The organism is Candidatus Eisenbacteria bacterium (assembly GCA_018831195.1).
GTDB lineage: Bacteria > Eisenbacteria > RBG-16-71-46 > CAIMUX01 > JAHJDP01 > JAHJDP01.
Map to the genome: position 1 here is coordinate 37,167 of JAHJDP010000002.1, position 23,976 is coordinate 61,142.

Consider the following 23,976-nt stretch of genomic DNA (forward strand, 5'->3'; position numbering starts at 1 on the left):
GTAAATGACCTTCCATTGGTGGAACGCCCCACCCAACAGAGCGCCGGCTGTCGCCCCGCTGTCATTGCCACTGGTCATACGAAAATTGTGCAGCCGATACTATCCGGCTCTTTATCTTTGTCTGTTTTTAAATCGGGATACCGGCGCATCGGCCACAGACCTCCCTTTTGATTTCAGTTTTCCTCCGCCCCATCATCAATCCAATCTCCCATCTCGGAGAGAAGCTCGTTATCGGGCGGCCCGCCCTTGGGCATACGTTCCCCGGATCCTCCGGCCGATGCTTGTGTTCCCAATAGTTTGTTAACAATATAGCTGCTGTCTGAACGCCCCGGTTCGACTCTGTTGAGACCGGGAACTTGCGTGCTTGGTACGCCAACGATATTCCCATAGCTCGATCCCGCGCTGAGGTTCAGGTCGGCGGCAGCGCTCTCGGCGGAATGGCATCCGGCGAGGGCGCAGCTCTGGTCCAGCTTGGGTTCAATGTCGTTGGCAAACGACCGTGCGGGTGGGGGTGGAGGATCGCAGACGGTTGAGTTTGACGATTGGGAGCAAGCTAGCGGCACGAGGAAGAGCCCCAGAGCCGGGACGGCGGCGGCGATACGGCCCAGAAGTCTGGGAACCCGATTGACAGAGGGCAGTCGAGAGAGCTTGGACCTGGCAAGGAGGGCGCGACCCTCAAGCTCCAAAGAAAGCGATGCCCACCGAACCGTATCAAGCCGGGTTCTGGCGTTAACGGCTTGCCGCAAAGCCCCCATCGCCTCTTGATCAATACGGCGCCCGGCGATAGCCAGATCGGTGATGCGCTGCATATTTTCGACGGTGGCGGAATTGACACTCTCGATCAGTGACCTGATCCGGCCCTTGAGATCTGGTGATGTCATCTCGGGGTGAAACCGCGACAGAAGACTGTGGCGAAATCCTAGATCCTGAACGCGCTGGAGTATGGAGGAACCACCGAAGTGACGATCCCAAAGAACGCTATTGAATAATTGAAAGGCCGTCTCGACCTTGTCATCCAGAATGCGATAGTCAAATCCGCGATAGTCTCCGATCGCCCGTCCCTCCTGAATCATCCTGTCTTCCAAGGTCGAACGAGCATAAAGTTCCGTGCGCGCAATGTCAAACGGACAGCGAAGCTGCCGGCGGAGAAACATCAGATTCTCCTGCAACTCCGGGATCGTCGTCCCAGGATGGAAGATGAGCAGGTTAAAGCAGGCATAAACACCAACCCGCCGCAGGATGTCCAGCGCTTCCAAGTTAACTTGGGGAGAGACCCGGCGGTTCAGAGCGGCCAACCCACTGGCGGCGTGGGCCTCAATGCCGACATAGGCGCGGACAAGTCCCTTGTTGCGTAAATAGCGAAAGAGTTCTTCTTCAACATCATCCGGGCGGCACTTGATGACGAAAGCCAGCGGCTGTCCTATCCCGCGCTCAGCCTGCTCGAGTATCTCCTCGCATCGTTTTTTTGCCTTACGCCGATCCGGATGGATAAAATCGTCGTCGTGAAATACAAAGACGCGGACCCCATGCTCGCGATGGAGTAACACCATTTCCTCGGCAACATTTCGCGGGGACCGGAAACGAAGCCGGTCTGATGGGACTTGTTTGTGCCAAGCGTGGATGGAGCAGAACGAACAAGAACCTGAACACCCACGGCTCGAAACAATCGGGGCTCGGGCATACCCAAGGGCTTTATCCGGACGGCGGCGGGCTGGAAACGGTAATGAATCCAAAGAAGCGACCTTGGTTGCGGGCAGATGCCGGATGGTGCCGTCGGAACCACGCCACGATACGCCATCCAAAGGTCCCGTGGTTGATTCATCAACCGGGCCATCAGGCGCTCTCTCCACCGATCCGCCCATCAATTCGTCTATTGATCCGGACGATAGAGTGTGGAATTCCAGTTTGTTCAGAAGGTTGACAATCCGGAGCTCCCCATCGTGATGAATGATGGAGTCGATTTCGGGAGTATCTCTGAGAACTTCCTGCGCCCGAAGGGCTGCAAAGTGGCCCCCGGCGGTGATGTGTCCACTGAAACCCCTCCGTCGTATTTCCGCGACAAGTTTTTGGAAATCGGAGTACCGGCGCTGGGCCACCAGCGAGAGACCAATAAGCGCTGGGCCGCACCGGAGGAGTTTCCCAGCCACCTTCGGAATCTCCCGGTCATGATTAAACGGAATGAGCAAACACTCATGTCCCGAACGCTCAATCGCGCTGCACAGATAGGAGATCGACAAATTCTCTTCGAGGTTGGGGCCGATCAGAATGGCTTTCATCATCCGCCTCCCCTGGGCTTCGAAATTCTTTGGCACCCCCGCCCGACAAGCCCGGTGTCATGGCTTGCCATAGACTCCGAAAACATAATCACTCTTCCGGCTCTGCTTTACAAAGTCATCTTCGGCTGAAAACAGGACATTTAGCCATTCTCTAACTTCGGCCGTGTCCTCCACAAAATTGTGTGAAATATCCTTAAAAATCAATTGCAGCAGGTTTCCGCCATAGGGCCTTTCTTCGAGCTTTTTGAATGTCATTCTTAATTCCGGCATAATTTCTTCTGATGCAACCGCCTCAGAAGGATCAGATAAAATCATGCGCAAATACCCCGGCCGGTAGATTTTCTTTTTCTCGCGTTTGGATTTCCATCGCCGCCTGTAGGAAGCCGGAATTTTATTTAAGTAATAATTGGAAAGGGACAGCTGTTCATCCGTCCATTGAAACCGCTTGGGCCCAACATACTCATCAATAATTAATATTCCGTCGGATTTCAATGAATTGCGCAGTTTCTCAAATAGACTCCTTAGATTCCTGACATGATGGAGGATTGAATGAAGAAATATGACATCATACCGATTGTCCCCAAAATCATATTTGTATATGTCGCCTACAAAATAGAACAGGTTGCCGCAATTTGATTTTTCGGCCTCTGCGTTGGCGCCTTTGATCCGCCTTGACGATAAATCAAACCCCTCAACCCGTGAAAACTGATCGTGTTTCGCAAACCTGAACTCCAAAGCGCCATAGCCACAGCCGGGGGAAATCATCCGCAGATTTTTCTTTTGTTTCAGATATTTGTTAACGACGTATGCCGGAAATTCCACATTGGATTCGCCGGTAATCAGACTATTCCACCTTTCTCGCACTCTGGGAATGGCCCACCAATGCACAGGAGGACTGGCGCTTTGTTCCCAGGTATTTCTTACTCTGGATAAATTTGAAACGGCCAGCCTGCTGAACACATATCCCGGCCCCCTAAGAAGCATCTTGTGATAGATGTCAACAAAATCTCCGATAGACAGAATTGTCTTCATATCCGGTTCTTTTTACGGCGCGAGCGCCTTGTTTGATAGCGGAGAGTGCTTCGTCATTTCAAAATCATCAGGATTGTACCCTTGTTTGCGAAGCAATGAAAATATTCGATCCAGCTGTTCTTCAGAGAGCGTCCTGGTTCTGCTTAAAATCCAACCATATTTCCGATCAGGCGTCCCAACCACAGCGTATGTATAATCTTTATCAAGACCGATTATCCAATAGTCGCCCCAGAAGAGCGATATGCCGAATAGTTTGACAAAACTAACTTTCAGTTTGGCGTTGGATTTCTTATCCACGACCTTGGCGACGCCCTTGGCTTCAGATTGTTCATTGTCCCTGCCGATACAGCGATTCACGACATCAATCCGCCCATCCTTTCTCAAGGAATAGAAAGCGGAGGTGTTGCCGGCGCACTTTTTCTGAAATCGATTCGGTATTTTGGCAATCTCGTACCAGAGACCCGTGTACTTCTTAAGCTCCACACGTTCTACGGGTATCGGTTGCTCTGTTTCGTTGCTTGCCATTAATAACCTCGATGTTGGAATTATCACGGAAAAAACAAGAATCAATCCAACCAAGAGCAAAGGGCTTTTGTAATATCGATACTTCATGAACCACCCTTATTATCCGCCCGCCTTAATATCCGCCGACATCCATGGGGGATTCCTCGCCGATGTGCTTCAGGCGGGAGGCGTACCCGGCCAATTGGCGCGCTCTTTCATCGTCGGTCATGCGGGCGGGGCCGTAGACAATCTGCGGCGCCAGCACATCAAATCCGACAAACTGCAATATGCCCCGCTGAATCGGGCGCAGGATCCCGCCGATATCGCCGTTAAAGCCATCCTTAAGATAGGCCTTTTCGGGGCCGCCCGTTGTCAGTGACAAGAGCGCCCGCTTGCCACGACAGGTCCCGGTCTCGTAAATTTGACCGCCGCCGTACAAGCGCCCCATGGCAAACACCCGATCAACCCACCCTTTGAGAGCCGCCGGCAACCCAAACCACCAGAAGGGAAATTGCCAGATCATGAGATCGCACCACTCGATCTTTTTAATTTCAGAATCAATCTCCGCTGAAAAGCCGTTCGCTTCAGCGGCATGCAATTCTTCGAATTGCAGCTTCAGATAATCTGGATCCTTGATGGTTTTGAAGTTTTCCCGCCCGGAGACCGGATCAAAACGCATATCGTGCAGGTCCGACGTCCGCACCTCGTTCCCGGCGCCTTTCAGCGCCTCACAAGCCGCATGAAACATTGCATGGTTAAAACTTCGGGGTTCCGGATGCCAATAGACAATAAAGGCTTTCATAGCGATTCTCCTTTTGCCCCCCACTTTTGCAGCCGGCCGCGGCGATTTCCCTTATCTCTTCGAAGAGCCCATTCAACAAAAGAGTCCTTTCCCCCAGCCGGCGGAAACAGCAAAGTCCATGCACCTCTTGAAAATCTCATAATTGAAATCCGGCGGGAGGGCGCCGCCGGTTGCTCTATCGGTATTATCTCTCGCGAATATCCTTTTATCAGAAATATATGGCCGGTAGGCCTTAATAAAATGGTCAAAGAGCTCCTCGGGCGGATTTCTCATCTCGTTCTCGCCCGGCGCGCCGATAACAATCTCGATCCCGGTTATATTGAGAAAGCGTTCGGCATATGCAGCCAATCTAAACATGCTTTCCGGAGAATTGCTTGTGATGTGATAGATTGTTTCATTAACAGGCGTCTCAATTATCGTGAGAACTGTCTCTGCAAAATAATCCACGGGAATCAGGTTAATTTTGCCCTCATTCGGAATGAATATCCTGATAGGAAGATGCAGCCCGCCTTCATCGTTCATATAAATGCCGAATTCCGTCGATTTCATTCCGTGGTTGAATTTTATATCATCGAGATAAATATCCCTGATTTGCTGCAAAGACCTGATCGGATAATAGAGCGCCTTGAATTTGAGGGCCCTTCCCGTAACTGAATCACCATATACAATAGAGGGGCGCATTATTGTATATGGAATCCCGCCCTCCCGGCACTTTTCGGATACTATATGCTCGGCATGCGCTTTGCTCTCTTCATAAACATTGGTGAAACGGCCTGATTTCACCACCGCTTCCGGGCACTTTATACTGCCGGTCCCCGCCGCATAAGCCGTGCTGATAAAATGAAAGCTGCGCGCCCTGCTCTCTATCGCAAATTTCATGATCTCATTGAGGCTCTCCACATTGGATTTCATCACACTATCACGATTCTTCTCGGAAAAGCTGGTATCCGAGGCGCAGTGAATCATGTTTAAGTGTAAGCCGCATAGACGCTCATACTCATTCTCGCCCAGGCCCAGCCTCGATTCCAGAAAATCAATTTCATATGTTTCGAGCAATCCCCGCGGGTGCTGCATGCCGAACCAATTCAGCAGTTTCCTGATTCTCTCCTTCAGCGGTTCACCATCCGCGGGCCGCCCCGCGATGACAACACTTTTGCCCTTCGATAGAAGCCCCGCCATGATGTGGCTCCCCAAAAAGCCGGTGGCGCCTGTGAGCAGATACCTCGCTTCCTCCCCCGTTTCTATTGCGGTCATCAATCAGCGCCAACGGTGGAATAGAGAAAACTCTCCTTCCGGCTGAATCCCTGGCGGAATACATCCCTTATCCAGGTCACGGTCCCTGTTTCGGCGGAATATCTTTCTATCATCACTCCGGCTTCCATCATGGCCTGCTGCGTTTTCATGCGCTCAACCGGATCGTTATGGTCGAGGTAGTAGTCATACTCAAACACACAGCGTTTGCCGTCATCCAGAGGAGTGATGAAACCAAAGTCGTTCTTCAGCCCGTGGCCGCGGGCGATGCGCCTGAACTCCCTGTCAATCTCCGCAATGAGTTTATTGTCTATGGGGAGATATACAACCATTGCCAGGACATGTTTCTCGCGCCCCATGCGCGAACTGATAATTCTGAACATGCTAAGCCATACGGGGTCGGTCATCTCGGGCCTTGAATAGAGTTTCTCATAGAAAGGACGAAGCTCAGGGTCAACATCGCGCACAAGTTGTGCGGGTGATGGCGCCAGCGCCGCTTCAGCAAGGTCATGAAAATGCCTAAGTCCCAGGTATGAAAACCGCTCTTCGCCGGAAAGCTCATCTATGAGATCCAGCCATTGAGCCGAGGCGAGTGAGGGGAGCCCCAGGTTCAGGGTTCTGATCAGGCGGTTGTCAAAGTATTTGTATCCCATCGCTTTTATCGAATGAAGCGCGTATTTATCCCCGATCACGAGAACTACGTATTCAATTTTCAGTTTATCTTTGAATGCATTTCTCACTTCCACCGCAAGCTTTTTCGTGGGCGAGAGAAAAGCCGATATATACTCTCCGCCCAGCACGCCGATGGCCAGGCCTATACGCCGCATGGCGCACTCTTTTGCAAAATGAAGCGCCCGCTCAAGGGACTCAAAGGGAACAAGCGCGGCGCCTTCGTCGGAAGTGACGGGGTGAAGCCTGATATATGCGGCTGTGCATATCCCCGGTATGACTGAATCCTCCTTCTTGAATGCAAAGAGGTTCGGGGCGGATGTATCGCTCAGCCTGAACACGCCGCCGTCGTGTCCGACGAATTCAGCATCAATGTAATTGTCAGCCGCCGTGCCGTAGCTCGCTGAAAATGTAGAGAATATTCCTGAACACATGATGTTGGCGCAAACCAATGCCGCCGGCTCTGCGGCATTGACCCTGAAGCCGCGCTTCACCGCCGCTTTCTGAAGATCGAAAGCGGAAACACCCGGGCCGACCTTAACCAGCCAGTTCTTCTCGTCAAAGTCGATTGTCTTCATTCTGCCGAGGTCGATAACGGCGCCCTCGCTCATGACAAAACCCATGACGCTCGACCCGTTCCCTCTCACGGCGTAAGGCACATTGCGCTTCATCAGCAGTTTAACCACGGCCGAAATTTCAACGGTCGAACCCGGCATAATAATATATTCCGGCATGCGGGGCTCAGCGACGGGGCAGGGGTCATGAGCATAGGTAAGCGCCACCGCGCGATCACTTGTTGCCCAGGCGTCACCAACGATTTCCTTCAGGCCATCAAGGATCCCGTTCTTCTCTTCAGTCACCACCGCGCCGCCGTTATTCAGGTGATGGCTTACATGCTCCTTGAGGGCCTGCATGACAATGGATGGCTTCATCTCTGTTACAAAATAGCATTGGTAGTCGCAGAGTCCGCAAAGGTCACAGCTCTCGGCAATCTCTACACACTTTTCAGTAACCGGGATCCTGTTCTCCGCCAGGGCTGCATAGAGATCCATCCTTCCCTGAGGATAGAAGGAAACATAATGTTTCTCTGCTCCCGATTTGCACAATCCCGCGCCCAAGAAATCTATCTTGCACATGGCATAATGCCTGCAGCTCCTGGCTGTTTTCAGCGCATCGTCCAACGCGTGTTCCTTCACACAAGTTTGAAGCTGTCGCGCTCAGCGCTTCTTCTTTTTTGTCGCATTGCCGAGCGTGATGCCAAGAGCTTCAGCCACACCCTTGCCGTACGCCGGGTCCGCTTTCATACAATTGCCGATGTGGCGGATCTTGATCTCCTTGGGCGCATCGCCCATCGCGCGGGCGGTGTTGCCGAAGAGCGCCTGCCGCTGCTCATGGCTCATCAGGCGAAACAGCTGGCCGGGCTGGGAGTAGTAGTCGTCGTCCTCGCGATGATTCCAGTGATCGGCGGCCCCTTCCAGGCTCAGCGGCGGCTCTGCGACATCCGGCTGCTCTTGCCACTCGCCGTAGCTGTTCGGCTCATAGCCCAGCGTGCTGCCATAATTCCCATCGACCCGCATGGAGCCGTCGCGGTGGTAACTATGAAAGGGACAGCGGGAAGCATTCACCGGGATCAAGTGGTGATTGACACCCAGCCGGTAGCGTTGCGCATCCCCGTAGGAGAACAAACGGCCCTGCAGCATCTTGTCGGGCGAAAAACCGATGCCGGGCACGATGTTGGCCGGGTTGAAAGCCGCTTGTTCAACCTCGGCGAAATAATTCTCAGGATTGCGGTTGAGCTCGAAGACACCCACCTTGATGAGCGGGTAGTCTTTGTGAAACCAGACCTTGGTTAGATCAAACGGATTATAGGGGGATTGGGCCGCTTCTTTCTCCGTCATCACTTGGATGAACATCGTCCAGCGCGGGAAATCCCCCTTCTCAATACTTTCGTATAAGTCGCGCTGATGGCTTTCCCGGCACTTGCCGACGACCGCCGCCGCTTCTTCATCCGTCAGATTCTTGATGCCCTGCTGGGACTCAAAGTGAAACTTGACCCAGAACCGCTTATTCTTGGCGTTGATCAGGCTGAAGGTGTGGCTGCCGAAGCCATGCATGTGGCGGTAGGAATAGGGAATGCCGCGGTCACTCATGGTGATGGTGACCTGGTGCAGCGCTTCCGGCAGCGAGGTCCAAAAATCCCAGTTGTTGCGGGCGCTGCGAAGATTGGTGCGGGGGTCGCGCTTCACCGCGTGATTCAGGTCGGGGAACTTCAGTGGATCGCGCAGAAAGAATACCGGTGTGTTGTTGCCCACCAGATCCCAGTTTCCCTCGTCAGTATAATATTTCATGGCGAAGCCCCGGATGTCGCGCTCGGCGTCAGCGGCGCCGCGCTCACCGGCCACCGTGGAGAAACGGGCGAACAGCTCGGTCTTCTTGCCCACCTTGGAGAAAATTTTGGCCTTGGTGTAGCGTGTGATGTCGTGGGTGACGGTGAAGGTGCCATAGGCACCGGAGCCCTTGGCGTGCATCCGCCTCTCGGGGATGACCTCCCGGTCGAAATGGGCAAGTTTCTCCAAAAACCAGACATCTTGCAGCAGCATCGGGCCGCGCGGCCCGGCGGTCATCGCATTCTGATTATCGGCGACCGGCGCGCCGCCGTTGGTGGTCAGTTTTTTCTTTTTATTTTTCATGGGTCCCTCCATTGGTTCTTTGTGGTCGAAGTATACATGGGGGTCGCCCGAGGCGCCAGCATCGCGATCGGCGTGGTGACGGCGCTTCGCCAAAGGCCCCGGCCTGCGTTATCATGACGGGGTCGCCGCGGGGATGCCGCGGTGCGACCGGAGGACGCCGCGATGAAGGACGACATTCTGCACAGGCTGACCGAGCGGGTGAAAGAGCTGACCGCCCTCCACCGCACCTCCCGCCTCCTCCAAAATTACGAACGCCCGACCGGCGAACTCATGAACCAGATCGCGGCCCTGCTGCCCGGCGCCTGGCAATATCCTGATGTGGCCGCTGCGCGGATCCGCTTCCGCGGCAACGAGTTTCTGACCAAAGGCTTTCACGAATCGGCCTGGACCCAGCGCGCCGATTTCGCCACTCCCTCGGGAGAGGGAGGCAGCATCACGATCGCCTACCTCGAGGCGCGGCCCGTGGCGGATGAAGGGCCTTTCCTGGCGGAGGAGCGCGATCTCATCGAATCTCTAGCCGAAATGCTGCGATCCCACCTGGAACATCTTCTGGCGGATGAAGCTCTGCGCGAAACCCGTGACGCCCTCGAAGCCCAGGTGCTGGCGCGGACGGCGGACCTGCGGCGCCTGGCATCCCGGCTGACTCTGGCGGAAGAAAAGGAGCGGCGGCGCATCGCCTCCGACCTGCACGATCACATTGGCCAGGCATTGGCCTTTATTAAAATGCGCATGCGGGAATTCCAGGGTAACGCCGTTTTTAGCGGCTTTGAGGAGGCCCTCGATGAGATTCTCCGCCTGCTCGACCAGACCATCCGATATACTCGCGCACTGACCGGAGAGATCAGCCCCCCGGTCCTCTACGAACTGGGTTTGGGGCCGGCTCTGGACTGGCTCGCCGACTATTTCACAACCAAAGGACATTTCCGCGTCCGTCTGCGCACGCGGGGCCAGGCGCGGGAGCTGCCCGAAGAGATGGCCATCATGTTGTTCAAGTCAGCCCGGGAGCTACTGAACAACAGTCTCAAGCACTCCGGTGAGCGAGAAGCCAGCCTGGATCTGACGTGGGAAGCGGACGCGCTCACACTCTGCGTCGGCGATCGCGGATGCGGCTTCGATCCCGCCCTGTCGGCGGCCGCAGGGGGCGACGGCTTCGGCCTGTTCAGTATTCGCGAGCGCTTCAGCGACTTGGGCGGCGGCGTCACCATCGCGTCCGCCCCCGGCGCCGGTTGCCGTGTAACCTTGAATGTGCCGCTGCGGCGGCGGGAGAGGCCATGAAAATCCGCCTGATACTCGCCGATGACCATAAAATGTTCCGCGACGGCCTGCGCCCGCTCCTGGAGCGGCGCCCGGACCTCAGCGTCGTGGGCGAGGCCGCCGACGGCCGCGAGTTGCTGGTCCTGGTCGAGTCCCTGCGGCCCCATCTCGTTGTGCTCGATGTCAGTATGCCCGGTCTCAACGGCATTGAAGCCGCCCGCCGTATCCGGGATATCGATCCGTCGATCCGCATCGCCATGCTCTCCATGCACGCGGACCGGCGCTTCGTGCTGGAAGCCCTTAAAGCGGGAGCCACCGCCTACCTGCTCAAAGACGACGCCTTCGAGGAGCTGGTGCGGGCGATCCCGCGGATCATGGCCGGACAAGTAGTCCTGGCCGAGAGCATCGGCGAGCAGGTGGTGCAAGAATATATCACCATGGTTCGCCGTGAGGAGAGTTCCGCCTTCGGCCATTTGACCCCCCGCGAGCGGGAAGTCCTGCAGCTCATCGCCGAGGGGCTCAGTACCAAGGAAATCGCCGCGCTACAGAAAGTCAGCGTCAAGACTATCGAGACGCAGCGCAAGCAGGTCATGGACAAGCTGAACCTGCACAGTGTGGCCGAGTTGACCAAGTACGCTATTCGCGAGGGCCTGACCTCCTTGGATTAGGCGCTCGCAACACGGCCTCCTCGGGTATTTCGAAGCCCCCTCTGAGGGATCCCCTGATTGTCCCATTTCCCGGCCACTCCTATTCTTCTTCCCGTCCCCCTGTGGCGCCCTGCGGCATGCCTTATCCGCCGCAGCGTTCCACACTTATACGAAAGGAGCGCACCATGTTCGATACAGGCAATACCGGATTCATGCTCGTGGCGACGAGTCTGGTTATGTTGATGACACCCGGTCTCGCCTTCTTTTACGGCGGATTGGTGGGGCGTCGAAACGTTTTGTCTATTATGATTCAGAGCTTCGTCTCAATGGGCATCACCACCATCCTCTGGTTCGCCGTCGGATACTCCCTTTGCTTCAGCGGAGGTGAAGGAGGCATCATCGGCAACCTGGATCTAGCCTTCCTCAGGGGCGTCGATCCGTCGACACCCTTCGGCGACGGCCAGATCCCACTCTACGTCTTCATCGCCTACCAAATGATGTTCGCCATTATCACGCCGGCATTGATCACGGGTGCCTTCTCGAACCGGGTCCGCTTCCCGGCCTACTTGATCTTCTTGGTGTTCTGGCTGCTGCTCGTTTACTTCCCCTTTGTTCACATGCTCTGGGGCGGTGGCTTCCTGGCCAAGCACGGCATCCAGGATTTCGCCGGCGGTATTGCGGTACACAACATCGCGGGCATGGCGGCCCTGGCATCCATCCTTTTCGTGGGCCGGCGCCGCGTGGAAGACAGCAAACCCCACAGCATTCCGCTTGTCGCCCTGGGAACCGGCTTGCTCTGGTTCGGATGGTACGGCTTCAACGCCGGCAGCCAGCTGCAGGTGGACCAGATCACCGCCCTGGCTTTCCTCAATACGGATATCGCCGCCTCCTTCGCGGCCATCACCTGGTTGATCATTGAGTGGTCGAGATCCCGCAAGCCCCGCTTTGTCGGATTGCTCACCGGCGCGGTGGCCGGCCTGGCGACGATCACGCCGGCGGCGGCCTTTGTTTCCACCTCGAGCGCGGCGATCATTGGTTGCTCGGCGGGCCTGATTTGCTACTTGGCCGTCGAGCTGAAAAATAAACTGCGTTGGGATGACGCTCTGGATGTCTGGGGTGTTCACGGCGTGGGCGGCGCCCTGGGCATCATCCTCCTGGGCGTTCTCGGCTCTACCGCCATCAATAGCGCAGGGGCCAACGGATTGATTTACGGCGGCGGCACCTTCTTCATCCGCCAGGTGTTGGTGGTGGTCGTTTCATCGATTTACGCCTTCGTGTTTACCTGGGTGATGCTTTGGATCATTAATAAAATAACCCATGTGAAGACAAGCGAGACCGAAGAAAGCACTCTCGATGAATCCCTTCACGGCGAGAGGGCTTACGAGTAGGCTCGATGGATCCAACTTCAAGGAGGAGAACAAATGCCGTATCGAATCCTTATCGTCGTCATCGCGGCCGTGATCGCGGCGGCCGCCCCGCCGGCCGCGGTTGGCGATGACGGCGGCGTCTGCATGACGGTTTGCATGAGCGGATTTGTGGACGCCAGCTACAGCGGCAACCTGGACCTCGGCACCGACACCTTCGGCTTGGATCAAGCCGAGATGGATCTGTCCCGCTGCTTCGGCGAGCGCGGCGGCCTGCGGGCGGATTTTGAGTGGGCCAAAGACGGTGATGATTGGGCTCTGGATGTTGAGCAGGGTTATCTAAGTTATCGGCCGGCTTTCACCGACAAGCTGAACTTTACCTTTGGAAAGTTCAACGCCCCGATCGGGTTCGAGCTGCCGGACGCGCCGGATATGTACCAATTCTCCCATGCCTTGGTTTTTGATTATGGCCTGCCGACCAATCTGACCGGCGCCATGCTTTCGGTCAATGTAACGAAGGATGCGGATATCGGGGTGTACCTGGTCAACGGCTGGGATGATAACGACTTGGGCCGGGCCGGCCCCAAGACCTTCGGCGGGCGGGCCGGCTACCGGCTCGGGGACCTCGGCGCCGTGGGTCTCGCGGCCATTATGGGCTCAGAGCAGGATGAGATCCGCAAGGCCGTCATGACGCTCGACCGCACCGTTGTCGACGTGGATCTCACCCTCACACCAATACCCGCCCTCGAGATCGGCGGCGAATTCAACATGGGATTTGTTGAAGTCAACGACGTGGAGTCCGAGTGGATGGGTATGCTGGCCATGGTCCACTATGACTTTAACAAATGGTTTGGATTGACCGGCCGTTTTGATTGGTTCGACGATCCGGATGACTTTGTCTTTGAATCCGGCCTTGAGGAAACGCGCACCGCCATCACCTTGGCGCCGACTTTTGTTCTCGGGGACGGCATGGGCGCCCTGTTGGAGTTGCGCATTGACGGTTCCAGCGAGGATGTCTTTATCAATTCCGACGGGGAGCCTAAAGCCTCAACAACCGGCCTGGCCTTTGAGATGACGTACAGCTTCTGAGCGCCGGTCTTGTGGTGGGTTGAACATTATCCCTGCGCTGCGCCGCATATATTATCGGACGAGGACGACCTTGCCGGCATTGCCGGCCCTGCCGTTAGAGCCAGATTGGAGGCGCACAAAGTAGGGCCCTGGGGAGACTTTTTCTCCCGACGAATTCATCCCATCCCATGTCAGCGAATTCGGCCCCGGGTTCTGTGGGTCCGAGAGCACCCTGGCGATGCGCCGGCCCAGCACATCATAGACGGTCAAGCTCGTCGCCGCGGGCTCCTCAAGGAGGTAAAGGAAGGTCACCGCGTCATGGAAAGGATTAGGCATCGGGGGGCCAATGATGATGGCGGGCGGAGGAACAGGAGGTGTATCCAAGCGCCCCTCGCCCCAATGTGCAATGTTATAAGCGCGCTTGCCATCCACAGAGCCGAAACCTCCCGCTGCAATGAGGTGGCCGCGGTACTCTTTTACGGCGAAAACCCCCTCGGGGATGCTGAGAGGAACGTGTAACTCCATTTCATCGCCCATCAAAGGTTCAGGTGGAAGGAGTCCTGATCCCATGGGATACCAGGCCACCCCATCCCACTGGGTGATGCACCCACAACGGAGGCCGCCGGCATGTGTATAAGAACCGGCGACAATCAGCTTGCCGTCAAAGACCTCAAAATCGTGGACCCTTGGATCGAAATCATCGAAGGATCCGCTGATACCGCTGCGCAAGGAATCCCAAACAGTTCCATTCCAACGGGCGATCCCGTTCACCGGGAGGTCACCGATGTGGCGAAATTTACCTCCTGCATAAAGTTCGCCTTCAAAGGAAGCGAGTGCGTAAGCGTGGTCATCAAGACCTTCCCCCAAGGGATTCCATCCTTCTCCATCCCATGCCCCGATATGGTTCAGCGGTATATCTCCGGAGCGGCTAAAGCTTCCGCTGGCGATGAGCTCTCCATTGTGAACGGATAGAGCGAAAACACTGCCATTAAGGCCATCACCAAGGGATTCCCATTCCTCGCCGTCCCAGCTTGCGATTCCCCCGCGCGTCTCCGTTCCACCCGCCGTCCGAAAGCGCCCCGCTGCAATAAGATCACCCTGAAAGACGGTGAGGGAGTAGACATAGTTATTCATTCCCGTGCCGAGAGACTTCCACTCCAGTCCGTCCCAGGAAGCGATGTAGTTCACCGTGTCTGCGCCGACGACTTGGAACAGCCCGCCGGCAAACAGTTTTTCTTCGTGGACGGCCAGACAAAAAGCCGGGCCTCTGATGATCTCGCCCAGGCCGTGCCAATAGTCGCCGTTCCATGCGGCCACATAAGAAGCCGGCGTACCGCCCGCCCCATAGAATTCGCCGGCGACAATCAGCATTTGCCCGAAGAGACGATGGTAGTAGACGTCTAGGTCGTAGACTTCACCGCCAACGCCCGTGCCCTCAAACAGATCGCCCCACCGGGCATCGGAATCAGCGCGCGCCGGGTGATATATCAAAGGTTGGCATGAAAGGACAAGAAGGATAACAAGTACGGAATAAAAGAGGAGTCTTTTATGTTTTCCCCAAGCAGATACAAGGCCGCTTATATTTCCATTATACATAATGTTCATTCACTTTCCCGCCATCAAGTCAAGCCCTCTCTTGAGGCTCGCCCCGATCCCCAATTCCTGTATTCTTTTAAAAACGCTCAAAGAACAGAGTCTTCTCAGCCTATGCGCACGGAATTTTCTGTCGACTGATTTCTCAACGTCGGACACCAGCTCCCTAAATCGACCCTGGGTGATGTTTAGGCAGAAATGATTAGCCGGGCTTTGATGGTTGTACAATGCAACATCATAATCGTCGCCGATCAGGCCATTCATCATGCAATATTCAAACGCCTCCGTCCCCGGGTAGGGCGTAAAGATGCTATAGGTCAAGACGTCGCACTTTACATTCTTCATCGCCGTGATGGTGTCCTGTAGCGTCTCTTCTGTTTCCTGTGGGTAGCCGACGATGAAAAACGCCTGCAGTTCAAGACCCTGCCGCTTGACGATTTTGCAGGCCTCAAGCGCTTCCTCGATTGTGATATTCTTTCTCATTGCCGACAAGATTTCATTGTTGCCCGACTCAACACCGATCTGGATATGAAAACAGCCGGCCGCCTTCATAAGAGCTACGACTTGGTCGTCCATCAATTTGGGGTGCGCTTCGCAGCCCCATTTTAATCCCGGGGAATACCGCATCAGGGCGCGGCACAGGTCTGCAATATACTGCTTGTTGACGCCGAAGGTGTCATCATCAAAATGGATAAATTTCAACCCCAACTTTAGAAGGCCGCCGATTTCCCTTGCCACATTTTCCGGGGAACGAAATCTTACCTTACGGCCCCAAACATTCCGGGATCCGCAAAAGAAACAATTATATGGACATCCCCGTGTCGCAAAAACCGAACGAAAAGCCGTTTTCGGATATTGTTCGTAATCTTTCAATACCTCCGGCGCGTGTTCGTGGGGAAAACACAACGTATCAAGATTCTCAATGAATTCCCTTGGCGGGGTTTCTACAACCTCTCCCTCTTCTCTACAGACGATGCCATTTACATTATGAAGCGCGGTTTGATTATCAATGGCGCCAAGAAGTTCGACAATCGTTTTTTCTCCTTCGTTCTTTACACAAATGTCTATCTCTGGATAATCAAGCAAGTCTTCGCCAACCAAGGAAGGATGCGGCCCACCCATTATGACAAGGGTGTCTTTATTGTTTTTCTTCACAAGTTCCGCCACTCTTCGTGCTGATTTAAAGTTTTGTGACTTGGCGGAAATTCCAACAATCGAGGGATTATATTCTGCTATCGTTTGTTCAATTTCTTTCCATATCTCCCCTGACAAATCCGTTAGATTTTCCAGGTACTTATTGAATCCGATGCCCGACAAATAGCTGACTTTGATGCTTTCATTTCGTGGATGGAAATCGGCATTATACACCATGACATTCCAGATTGTATTTCGCTTTATCTCTCCGGCCAGATAACCCAGAGCTAAGGGATACCTTGCCAGAGAGTAAGTATTCTTAAACAATCTATAAAAAGGAGGTTCCACCAGAAGGATTTTGCGCGGGTTCGGCTTCATCATGAATCCAATACAGCCACATAAAGAACTCTCCGGCCCCGGCAAGAAATACCGAGCGGTCCCGGGGGAATCCTTGTCGTTGCCCAACGCCGGCTTCAGTTCCTGCGGCCTGTTGTTATCCGAGATTAGAGTTGACGAACGCCCAGTTGATCAAGTTCGCCATGAAAACCTCAAGATAGTCTGCGCGCTTGTTCTGATAATCCAGATAATAGGCATGCTCCCAAACATCCACCGTCATCAGGGGTTTTAAGCCATGGGCTATGGGAGTATCGGCGTTGGCGGTTTTGATAATCTCCAACTTATCCTTTTTCAACACAAGCCACGCCCAACCGCTGCCGAACTGAGTGAGGCCGGCATTCTTCAGCTCTTTAATGAAGCTGTCAAAACCCCCAAAATCGGCATCGATCTTCTTCGCGATCTTTCCCGTGGGTTTCCCTCCGCCGCCCGGCTTCATGGATTTCCAGTAAAAGGTATGGTTCCAAACTTGGGCCGCATTGTTGAAGATTCCCATTTTATCAGCTTTGTCTGCCGTCTTTTTGATGATATTTTCCAGCGTCTCGGCGGCCAAATCCGTCCCCTCAATAAGCTTGTTGAGGTTCGTCACATACCCCTGATGATGCTTTTCATGATGAAATTCCAATGTCCTCGCGCTGATATGCGGGGCCAGGGCGTCTTTTTTGTAGGGAAGGTCGGGTAGTGTAATCGTCATTATTATTCTCCTTATATTGCGTTTTAGCTCTATCGCCGCTCCTCGCAAGGTGGGCCGCCATTAGCCCTAACCCAAAACTCCTGCTGTCGCAAGAAGCAGTAGTAGTATACCCAGCATCTCCTCACTTGGCCAGAAGAATCGCCGCTTGGATGCCGGACTATCGAAGCGCCAATGCCAGGCCAATCAATAGTATTGGCGAGGCATCCAAATTATATCCTTCAAGAAAACCAATGGATTTATACCCTATTTCCAATGCTGCTGAAAGTGGATGCTTGGAATCAGATAAATTATAATGTCCTCTTACAGAAAATGCGCCTCCCATTCCGCCGCCTCTATGGGCCGTTGGATTGCTCCTTAATTGAATTTCAGGTTGATTCCAAATATCGACATGCATATCAAATGAAAATGGTTTGGGCTCATAAATGTTTTGAATAAAAACGCCCAATCCTCCCCATGAATCGTGAAACGTTTGATCGCCGATCCTGAAATCGATAAGCGAAACCGTATTTCTGTGGCGCAAATAATTCTCCAAGTGGTATTCGATCCCGAAGGGGGTCAGCCCGGCGCGCAAACTCGGCAAATAATCAATCCCTCCAAGCTTTAATGTGGATATGCCGCCCGAGCTATTTCCATCCCACATATACACTTTCAGAATTGAAAACAGAGAGTAGTAAAGAAAAGGATTGGCTACATTAATCTTGGTTTTTGATTTTAGATCTTTAACAGTCATAATTATAGTATCAGGATCTGTATAAACAGCCCCGGCATTGATGATACGAGTATACGCTCTCAAATCGTTATCTCGTGTTCCATCAAATAGGTCTTCTTCGGTATCTTGAATGTAAGTAAACATTATCTGCCAAGACCAAAAATACAGAGAGGCTTCACGATAGTTGATCTCATCCGTCAGCATCCAGCGCATGCTCAAATTCCGGCCTATAAGGGATTGTACCTCCAAGCCGCCCGCCCAAATGACGAGATCTTCGTGGAGGCTGATGGGAAGGGCTCCATCTATTGAAGCCTCGCCGCCCCCCAATCCGTATGGCGGCGGCATACTAAAACCGTAATGAATACCGTCAATATTTAATTCCCGATAACGCGCCCCGTGTCCATAATATTCGTGGCCAAGAACGATTGAGAAATAGTCCAAAGGCAGATCAAGGAGAAGATATTTTGCCGTTCGCCCGGATATACCCCCGATTTTCCCCGCCATATTTGATTCCGAAAACCAGTGAATGCCTAATAGTGCATCTTCAGACAGCGCAATCCCCCTGTGAATTGTTGTAATGTTCTCCACGCCGCTCCTCATCGTTAATCCGGGATCAATCAATAATGGAGAGTAGGCCTGAGGAACAATTCGTAAATCTGTTGCAGCCGTTAAGCCCGCGAAACCGCCGTTTTGAGCACCACTCTTAGTTGAAAGCAGCAGCAAAACAGAAAGAATATAAATTGTAGTTTTCATTATCTAAAATTAACGCCCATGAATTCCTCCATTGCAACGAGTTATTTTTGACCCCATCGTATGAATGCGCGGCGAAACCTCGCGGCCGGCCATGGGACGCTTGACCCGCCGCGGGATCTCATGACAGGCTGCGGCCGCCACTTTAAATGGATCCTCGCATCTCAAGATCTTATGGAGAGTCCTGTGGTTGAACTCGCACTTCTTATCGTGGGTGGTCTGGCCGCAGGGGCGCTGGGTGGCCTCCTTGGGATCGGCGGCGGCATTATCCTCATGCCAATTTTGCGCTTTGCCATCGGGCTTCCGGCCCCCCAGGCCGCGGGCGCCTGCATTGTTGCGGTGTTCTTCACAACGCTTGGAGGGGGTTACCGGCACTACCGCCTTGGGCACATTGTTGTGCGTTCCGTCATGCCGGTCATGCTGGCGGGCCTTGTCGCCTGCGCCGGATGCTCGCTGCTCTTCCCGCTCCTCGCGCGGCGCGGGGGGTGGCTCGACCTCGGTATTGGTTTGGTCTTTCTCTCTATCTCAGTTCGAATGCTTGTCGAGAGTATTCCCGGCCTTGTGTCTTGGTCCCGGGAGGCCCCGCAGCATGCCCGCGTAGAGGGAGGGCTTCCACAAAAGTTATCGATCGGCGCTGTATCAGGCGCCCTGCCAGGCCTCCTTGGCATCGGAACGGGAGGAATCCTTGTCCCGGCATTCGCCTTCTTGCTGAAAACACCCATCAAGACGGCGATGGCCGCCTCCTTGGTCTGCTTCTGCTGCAATGCCGGGGTGAGTGCCGCTTTCAAGTACACCCAGGGTTATGTCGATCTTCATGTCGCCTTGCCGCTCAGCCTGGGAACACTTGTCGGCGCAAACCTGGGCGCCATCATCAACCGCCGCTTCCCGTCCCCCGCGCTAAAACTCCTGTTTGGGTTTGTTTTTGTATGCGTCTCGCTTCGATTCATCCTCTCCTCTGTCAAATAGCCTGGCTGCTTCATTCGAGGGGAAAACCGCTGGATGGTTCATGTCACGGATGATTTCGCCGGATCGATTGAATCACGTTATCGAGCTGTTGGAGAAAAAGCGATCGGTCGCGCTTCTGGAGCGGCGGGGGTCCGCCCGTTATTTGTCCGGCGTCACGGAGTTCTGACAACAGGCCTCGTGTCGCGACGGCCAAGCCAATGTTGTCTTCCGTGAACGGCTTTCCCGTTGGACCAATGACATGCGCGCCTTCCTGCAGGCAGCGGTTCGCCAGTGGGATGTCTGCAGTGATCACGATATCGTGAGGCTTCACATGTTCAACAATCCAATCATCGGCCGCGTCGAATCCGTCTTCTACAACTTCGAGTGTAACGCTTCCTTCACTCGGAACCTGCATCCAAGAGTTAGCGACCAATGTGACGCCAAGGCCATACCGGTTTGCGACACGGTACACTTCCTGTTTGACCGGACACGCGTCGGCATCTACAAAAATATGCAGCAATTAAGTATCTCCCGTGAAGGACCAATGCGTCTGCACGATCTCCCACCGGGAGGCCGACACCTTGCCGCGAAGGGACTCGTAATACGCGGTGAGGGCTTCAAGCCCGTCAATACGTTCACCCTGATAGGGATCGAAATAGACGACATCCGGTGCGGATATCTCCAAAAATCCTGACGGATCACCCTTACACCAGCGATCAAGTGCATGACGCTCCATTGCCAGGATAGTGGCCGTCGGGTCGCCGCCCTCCGTTTCCATCGCCGCCGCCATGCGTTCCTCCTTCCCCACGGATCCTTCGTGGGAGGCTTAAATATCCAACCAGTTGACGAACATGTGCAAGAGCCCAGGGGCGACAATATTCTGAGTGCGCAACATTACAAAACCCAAAAATAAACTGATGGGAATCAGGGCCGCGGCGCTCAGCAGGGCCTCCCCCGCGGCCATCCCCTCTATGCCTACACGATGGCCTACATGCGCCATCGCCATAAGAACGGATGCAAGAATCCAACCCTGATAAGAACCGAGCCAGCCGATGAGACGCGTCTGAAGGTACCCCCGATAGGCGAACTCTTCAGTAAAGCCGACAATGGCCAATTGCATCAAGGCCCAGAGTCCGGATGCATGACAAGAGGCGCCCGCGCCAGATCGCCGGTTCACGAAGCAATACCAGACACCCGCGGCTGAAATGATAAGTGCGCTGACGGCCAATGATCGCCAGAGATTTTGAGCAGATATTCCCGCAGATGCAGGATATTCCCGCCGGCGGTGCATGACAAAGAGAATCGGCCCAACTGAGATGATCGCAAGAATCAATTGGGCCGCCACATCTCCTGGGCCGACAAGCGGCCATTGGGCGGCACCCTGAGAGTTTGTGGGGGCATGGCCGGTCAAAGCAAGCAGAAGAACGATGACAAGAATCCACCCCATGCCTATCGCGAAAAGCGCCCACATGGCGCTGACGCGGGGTGTGGAAATGACCTGTTCGTTATGTCGAAAGCAAAACAGGCGAATGAGCAGGGCGAGTAGGGCGCCAAGGACAATCAACTCCGCACACTGGACAAGAATGCTTGCAAGAGAATTAGCCTCGATCATCAAACGGCCCCCGGTTAGGCAATGCAGTCTGGCGTGCAATGGCAACTTCGAGACCGCACAAGAAAAGGTTGGCGAATCTGAGTCTCGATGCTCATTTATACTATTTTGCTATAGATTAATCGATCATCTCAAAGGTCACGGACACCATGGCCGTCACGGAAATCTGCCCCGGCGGTGTTGGGCCATCCATACCGGTTGACGTTCCACTTGACCCATCTTCTCTGATCTTGAGGGGGCGTCCTATTGACTGGCCCAGTGTGGCTGCCATCGCATCCGCCTTTTCTCGGGCGGCTTCCAGGGCAATTTTGCGAGCCTCGTCCTTATGCTCGCGAAGTTTGGATGTGCGGAATTCAATATCGTGAACTTTATTGATTCCCGCCCCCAGCGCCGCTGTCATGAGTTCCTCAAAACCCGAAAGGTCTTTAAGAGTGATCGCCACAGTGCGGCGGACCAGATATTCGCGTGAGCCCCGCCTGGGTGTCCGTACATCAGATTGCGGCCTGATATAAAGATGCCCAGTTACGATTTCTTCCTCAGGAATTCCCTTCTCTGCAGTGATTTGAAGAAATGACTCCATGGACTCATCGTTCGCTTTTTTTGCGGCTGCCAAATCTGGGTCCCGGGTATCTATACCGAGAGTAAGCACCGCCTCGTCGGGAACGACCAAAACCTTGGCGTAGCCACTGACAGTGATCACGCGCGGCTCCTGTGCCCATCCATTATTCAGGACAGCGGAACACAGCGCCAAGCAGAGGCTCACTAGTAGAGCTCGCGATACGAGTTTCACTGTGTGTATCCTCCTTTTCGTAGAGGGGTTGTCAGGCAATCTATTTAAACAACAATAGGCTGCATGTGTAAGGGTAATCCACTATCTCGAGACCTCAATCAGGCACCCTACCCCGGAACATCGAATAAGTGAAAAAGGCATAGTAATCAGAGAGATTTAGAATGAACTCCGGCGACTGTGGCCGGCACAAACGCTGATATTCCGCCCAATCCTCCGGTGATACCTCTGGTTGCCTCTCTCCCCAGAGCATCTCAAAGACAGTAACTAGCGCGCCTCGAAGATCGGCGCTCATTGGAGCCTGGACATCGCCAACAAAGGTTTTGCCTTCTGCTTCCTTCAAACCCGCCTCGTTAAACGATCGCAATGCACGCAAGAAGTGCGCCTCGGGCCGCTTCCCCGTGACGAACGGGGCCAGCCCTGAACACGTCGCATTCAGACGAGCCTCAAGTAATGGATACCCCGGGAGCAGGCATTGAGAAGACCATGCCAGAATGATCACCGCGCCACCGGGTTTAACCACTCGCGCCAGCTCTCGCAGCAAAGGCAGAAGGTCGCCGACAGGATACCCTGCGCAATCAACGCTCCATGCCCAATCGAAGGAATCGTTGGGGAAGGAGAGTTTGCTCACATCTCCTTCTTGAAAGAAAATTTGGTTCGAGAAGCCGGACGCCATTACCATCTTCTCTGCGTAACGCAGAAAAGCCGTCGACAAATCAAGGCCGGTTACATGGCCGGTGGGTCCAATCGCCTCCGCCAGCAACAAGGCGGGCAAACCAATTCCACACCCTGCATCCAGGCCATGGCTCCCTTTGCGGAGCCGTAACGCCTTAATCATTGAACGGAGAAGCGGCTCCCTCAACGGATTGGAGTCCAATAGCTGTTTTATATATGTGTCTGTGTCTATCATTTTCTAATTCAATTTATATGAAGTCTGCCCAATGCTCTTTTACCCTGCGAGTCCGCGTAAACACGATTTCTCTTTTGGCCCGTTACTTCCTTTAGAATGCCCGCTTACTCTCCGTAGACCTTTAACGCCGCCCACCCGGCAAATCCCAGATAACCTATGGTAACAACACCAGCCCCTAAGATCACCCAACCAATCCAGGATTTACCGGATTTTTCCGTTGTGTTTGAGATTGCCAGACTGTCAGCCATCGCTGCAAGGCTGTCATTTTGTGCGGGGATCGTTCTATTTGTATGGCTTCTTGCCGGCCAGGAACAGGGGACTCCGGTATTGGCACATACGCTGAAAAGTAGAATGGCGCAGAGGAGCAATGATAGTTGCGGCCGAATAAATTTCATTAGAGGCCTCCCGCTATACCCAAACGGGATATTACAAGCTAGCCAATCCCGCCTCATTCTTAATATGCAACGCTCGACCCTAGCGGGCGACGACGGCATGGCGCCAGGCTATTGGCGCTCCGCTTGAGCGAGGGCTTAGGCCGCAATCCACTTCTCGGCTTCGGCTTGCTCGCTATTCGAGAAGACTTTGACTAAGCACGGCATCATAAATGCGAACATTCGTGTGGCATGAGCGACCCACTTAACATCCGTGACAACTGTGATTCTTTCCCATGCCTTCCAGTGTGCAAGTCCAAGCTTGGCGTCATCCCACATGGCCCCGGAAGTGAATCCCGTGAATTCCGGCGTGAGCTGATAAAGCACTCTAATTCGCTTGTGCCTCAGAAGCGCGGATTCAATCGCTGGGATAAGAACCGTTTCATAGTCCTTCGCATCGATTTCACCTGAGGCGCTGATGCCAACCACGTCATCAGGAAGATTGGCAAGAAGCTTTATCATGA

23 protein-coding genes are annotated in these 23,976 nt (G+C 54.2%); 5 read left to right on the forward strand and 18 right to left on the reverse strand.

Translation table 11 applies throughout. The features are described 5' to 3' along the window. Nucleotides 1-173: 173 nt before the first annotated feature. From KJ970_00195 to KJ970_00225, 7 genes are all read right to left on the reverse strand, one after another. Nucleotides 174-2,279: a radical SAM protein gene (locus KJ970_00195; GenBank protein ID MBU2689319.1), complete on the reverse strand. Its 2,106-nt coding sequence runs from the start codon at nt 2,277-2,279 to the stop codon at nt 174-176. Between the two features lie 54 nt (nt 2,280-2,333). Continuing rightward, the gene (locus KJ970_00200; protein ID MBU2689320.1) at nt 2,334-3,236 is read right to left on the reverse strand and encodes a class I SAM-dependent methyltransferase; all 903 of its coding nucleotides are present in this window, start codon (nt 3,234-3,236) and stop codon (nt 2,334-2,336) included. An 84-nt stretch (nt 3,237-3,320) separates the two neighbouring features. After that, nucleotides 3,321-3,833 (reverse strand): lipocalin family protein, encoded by a 513-nt coding sequence (locus KJ970_00205; GenBank protein ID MBU2689321.1) that lies wholly within the window; start codon nt 3,831-3,833, stop codon nt 3,321-3,323. 112 nt (nt 3,834-3,945) lie between these two features. After that, nucleotides 3,946-4,614 (reverse strand): NAD(P)H-dependent oxidoreductase, encoded by a 669-nt coding sequence (locus KJ970_00210; protein ID MBU2689322.1) that lies wholly within the window; start codon nt 4,612-4,614, stop codon nt 3,946-3,948. Nucleotides 4,615-4,686: 72 nt separating this feature from the next. Further along, nucleotides 4,687-5,868, reverse strand: a complete 1,182-nt coding sequence (locus tag KJ970_00215) for an SDR family oxidoreductase (GenBank protein MBU2689323.1) — start codon at nt 5,866-5,868, stop codon at nt 4,687-4,689. Next, on the reverse strand, nt 5,868-7,670 hold the full coding sequence (locus tag KJ970_00220) for an FAD-dependent oxidoreductase (protein ID MBU2689324.1): 1,803 nt from the start codon (nt 7,668-7,670) through the stop codon (nt 5,868-5,870). The genes KJ970_00215 and KJ970_00220 overlap by 1 nt, the downstream gene beginning before the upstream one ends. A gap of 81 nt (nt 7,671-7,751) precedes the next feature. Continuing rightward, the gene (locus KJ970_00225) at nt 7,752-9,224 is read right to left on the reverse strand and encodes a catalase (GenBank protein ID MBU2689325.1); all 1,473 of its coding nucleotides are present in this window, start codon (nt 9,222-9,224) and stop codon (nt 7,752-7,754) included. Between the two features lie 162 nt (nt 9,225-9,386). Between KJ970_00225 and KJ970_00230 the strand changes: the two genes are divergently transcribed. The 4 genes from KJ970_00230 (at nt 9,387) to KJ970_00245 (ending at nt 13,578) form a co-directional block, all read left to right on the forward strand. Then, on the forward strand, nt 9,387-10,499 hold the full coding sequence (locus tag KJ970_00230) for a sensor histidine kinase (protein MBU2689326.1): 1,113 nt from the start codon (nt 9,387-9,389) through the stop codon (nt 10,497-10,499). Beyond that, nucleotides 10,496-11,146 (forward strand): response regulator transcription factor, encoded by a 651-nt coding sequence (locus tag KJ970_00235; GenBank protein MBU2689327.1) that lies wholly within the window; start codon nt 10,496-10,498, stop codon nt 11,144-11,146. The genes KJ970_00230 and KJ970_00235 overlap by 4 nt, the downstream gene beginning before the upstream one ends. Nucleotides 11,147-11,310: 164 nt before the next feature. Then, entirely contained in the window at nt 11,311-12,513 is a 1,203-nt protein-coding gene (locus KJ970_00240; protein MBU2689328.1) for an ammonium transporter, read from the forward strand. A 33-nt stretch (nt 12,514-12,546) separates the two neighbouring features. Next, nucleotides 12,547-13,578 (forward strand): porin, encoded by a 1,032-nt coding sequence (locus tag KJ970_00245; GenBank protein ID MBU2689329.1) that lies wholly within the window; start codon nt 12,547-12,549, stop codon nt 13,576-13,578. Between the two features lie 51 nt (nt 13,579-13,629). Here the strand turns inward: KJ970_00245 and KJ970_00250 are convergent, their stop codons facing one another. The 4 genes from KJ970_00250 to KJ970_00265 form a co-directional block, all read right to left on the reverse strand. Beyond that, nucleotides 13,630-15,048, reverse strand: a complete 1,419-nt coding sequence (locus tag KJ970_00250) for a T9SS type A sorting domain-containing protein (protein ID MBU2689330.1) — start codon at nt 15,046-15,048, stop codon at nt 13,630-13,632. 114 nt (nt 15,049-15,162) lie between these two features. Further along, complete coding sequence (locus KJ970_00255) at nt 15,163-16,707, reverse strand: B12-binding domain-containing radical SAM protein (protein ID MBU2689331.1); 1,545 nt, start codon at nt 16,705-16,707, stop codon at nt 15,163-15,165. 70 nt (nt 16,708-16,777) lie between these two features. Then, entirely contained in the window at nt 16,778-17,371 is a 594-nt protein-coding gene (locus tag KJ970_00260) for a superoxide dismutase (protein MBU2689332.1), read from the reverse strand. 157 nt (nt 17,372-17,528) lie between these two features. Continuing rightward, nucleotides 17,529-18,833, reverse strand: a complete 1,305-nt coding sequence (locus KJ970_00265) for a hypothetical protein (GenBank protein MBU2689333.1) — start codon at nt 18,831-18,833, stop codon at nt 17,529-17,531. A gap of 60 nt (nt 18,834-18,893) precedes the next feature. On the opposite strand from KJ970_00265, the gene KJ970_00270 reads away from it, so the two are divergent. Beyond that, a complete protein-coding gene (locus tag KJ970_00270; protein MBU2689334.1) occupies nt 18,894-19,796 on the forward strand; it encodes a sulfite exporter TauE/SafE family protein in 903 nt (300 codons plus the stop codon). 43 nt (nt 19,797-19,839) lie between these two features. Here the strand turns inward: KJ970_00270 and KJ970_00275 are convergent, their stop codons facing one another. From KJ970_00275 to KJ970_00305, 7 genes are all read right to left on the reverse strand, one after another. After that, nucleotides 19,840-20,295, reverse strand: a complete 456-nt coding sequence (locus KJ970_00275; protein MBU2689335.1) for a YaiI/YqxD family protein — start codon at nt 20,293-20,295, stop codon at nt 19,840-19,842. After that, a complete protein-coding gene (locus KJ970_00280) occupies nt 20,296-20,565 on the reverse strand; it encodes a nuclear transport factor 2 family protein (GenBank protein ID MBU2689336.1) in 270 nt (89 codons plus the stop codon). Between the two features lie 36 nt (nt 20,566-20,601). Continuing rightward, nucleotides 20,602-21,387 (reverse strand): CPBP family intramembrane metalloprotease, encoded by a 786-nt coding sequence (locus KJ970_00285; protein ID MBU2689337.1) that lies wholly within the window; start codon nt 21,385-21,387, stop codon nt 20,602-20,604. 115 nt (nt 21,388-21,502) lie between these two features. Further along, nucleotides 21,503-22,084, reverse strand: a complete 582-nt coding sequence (locus tag KJ970_00290; protein MBU2689338.1) for an SIMPL domain-containing protein — start codon at nt 22,082-22,084, stop codon at nt 21,503-21,505. A gap of 184 nt (nt 22,085-22,268) precedes the next feature. Further along, nucleotides 22,269-23,081 (reverse strand): class I SAM-dependent methyltransferase, encoded by an 813-nt coding sequence (locus KJ970_00295; protein MBU2689339.1) that lies wholly within the window; start codon nt 23,079-23,081, stop codon nt 22,269-22,271. A gap of 104 nt (nt 23,082-23,185) precedes the next feature. Then, nucleotides 23,186-23,476, reverse strand: a complete 291-nt coding sequence (locus tag KJ970_00300) for a hypothetical protein (GenBank protein MBU2689340.1) — start codon at nt 23,474-23,476, stop codon at nt 23,186-23,188. Nucleotides 23,477-23,611: 135 nt separating this feature from the next. After that, a complete protein-coding gene (locus KJ970_00305; GenBank protein MBU2689341.1) occupies nt 23,612-23,974 on the reverse strand; it encodes an STAS/SEC14 domain-containing protein in 363 nt (120 codons plus the stop codon). Between the last annotated feature and the right edge of the window lie 2 nt (nt 23,975-23,976).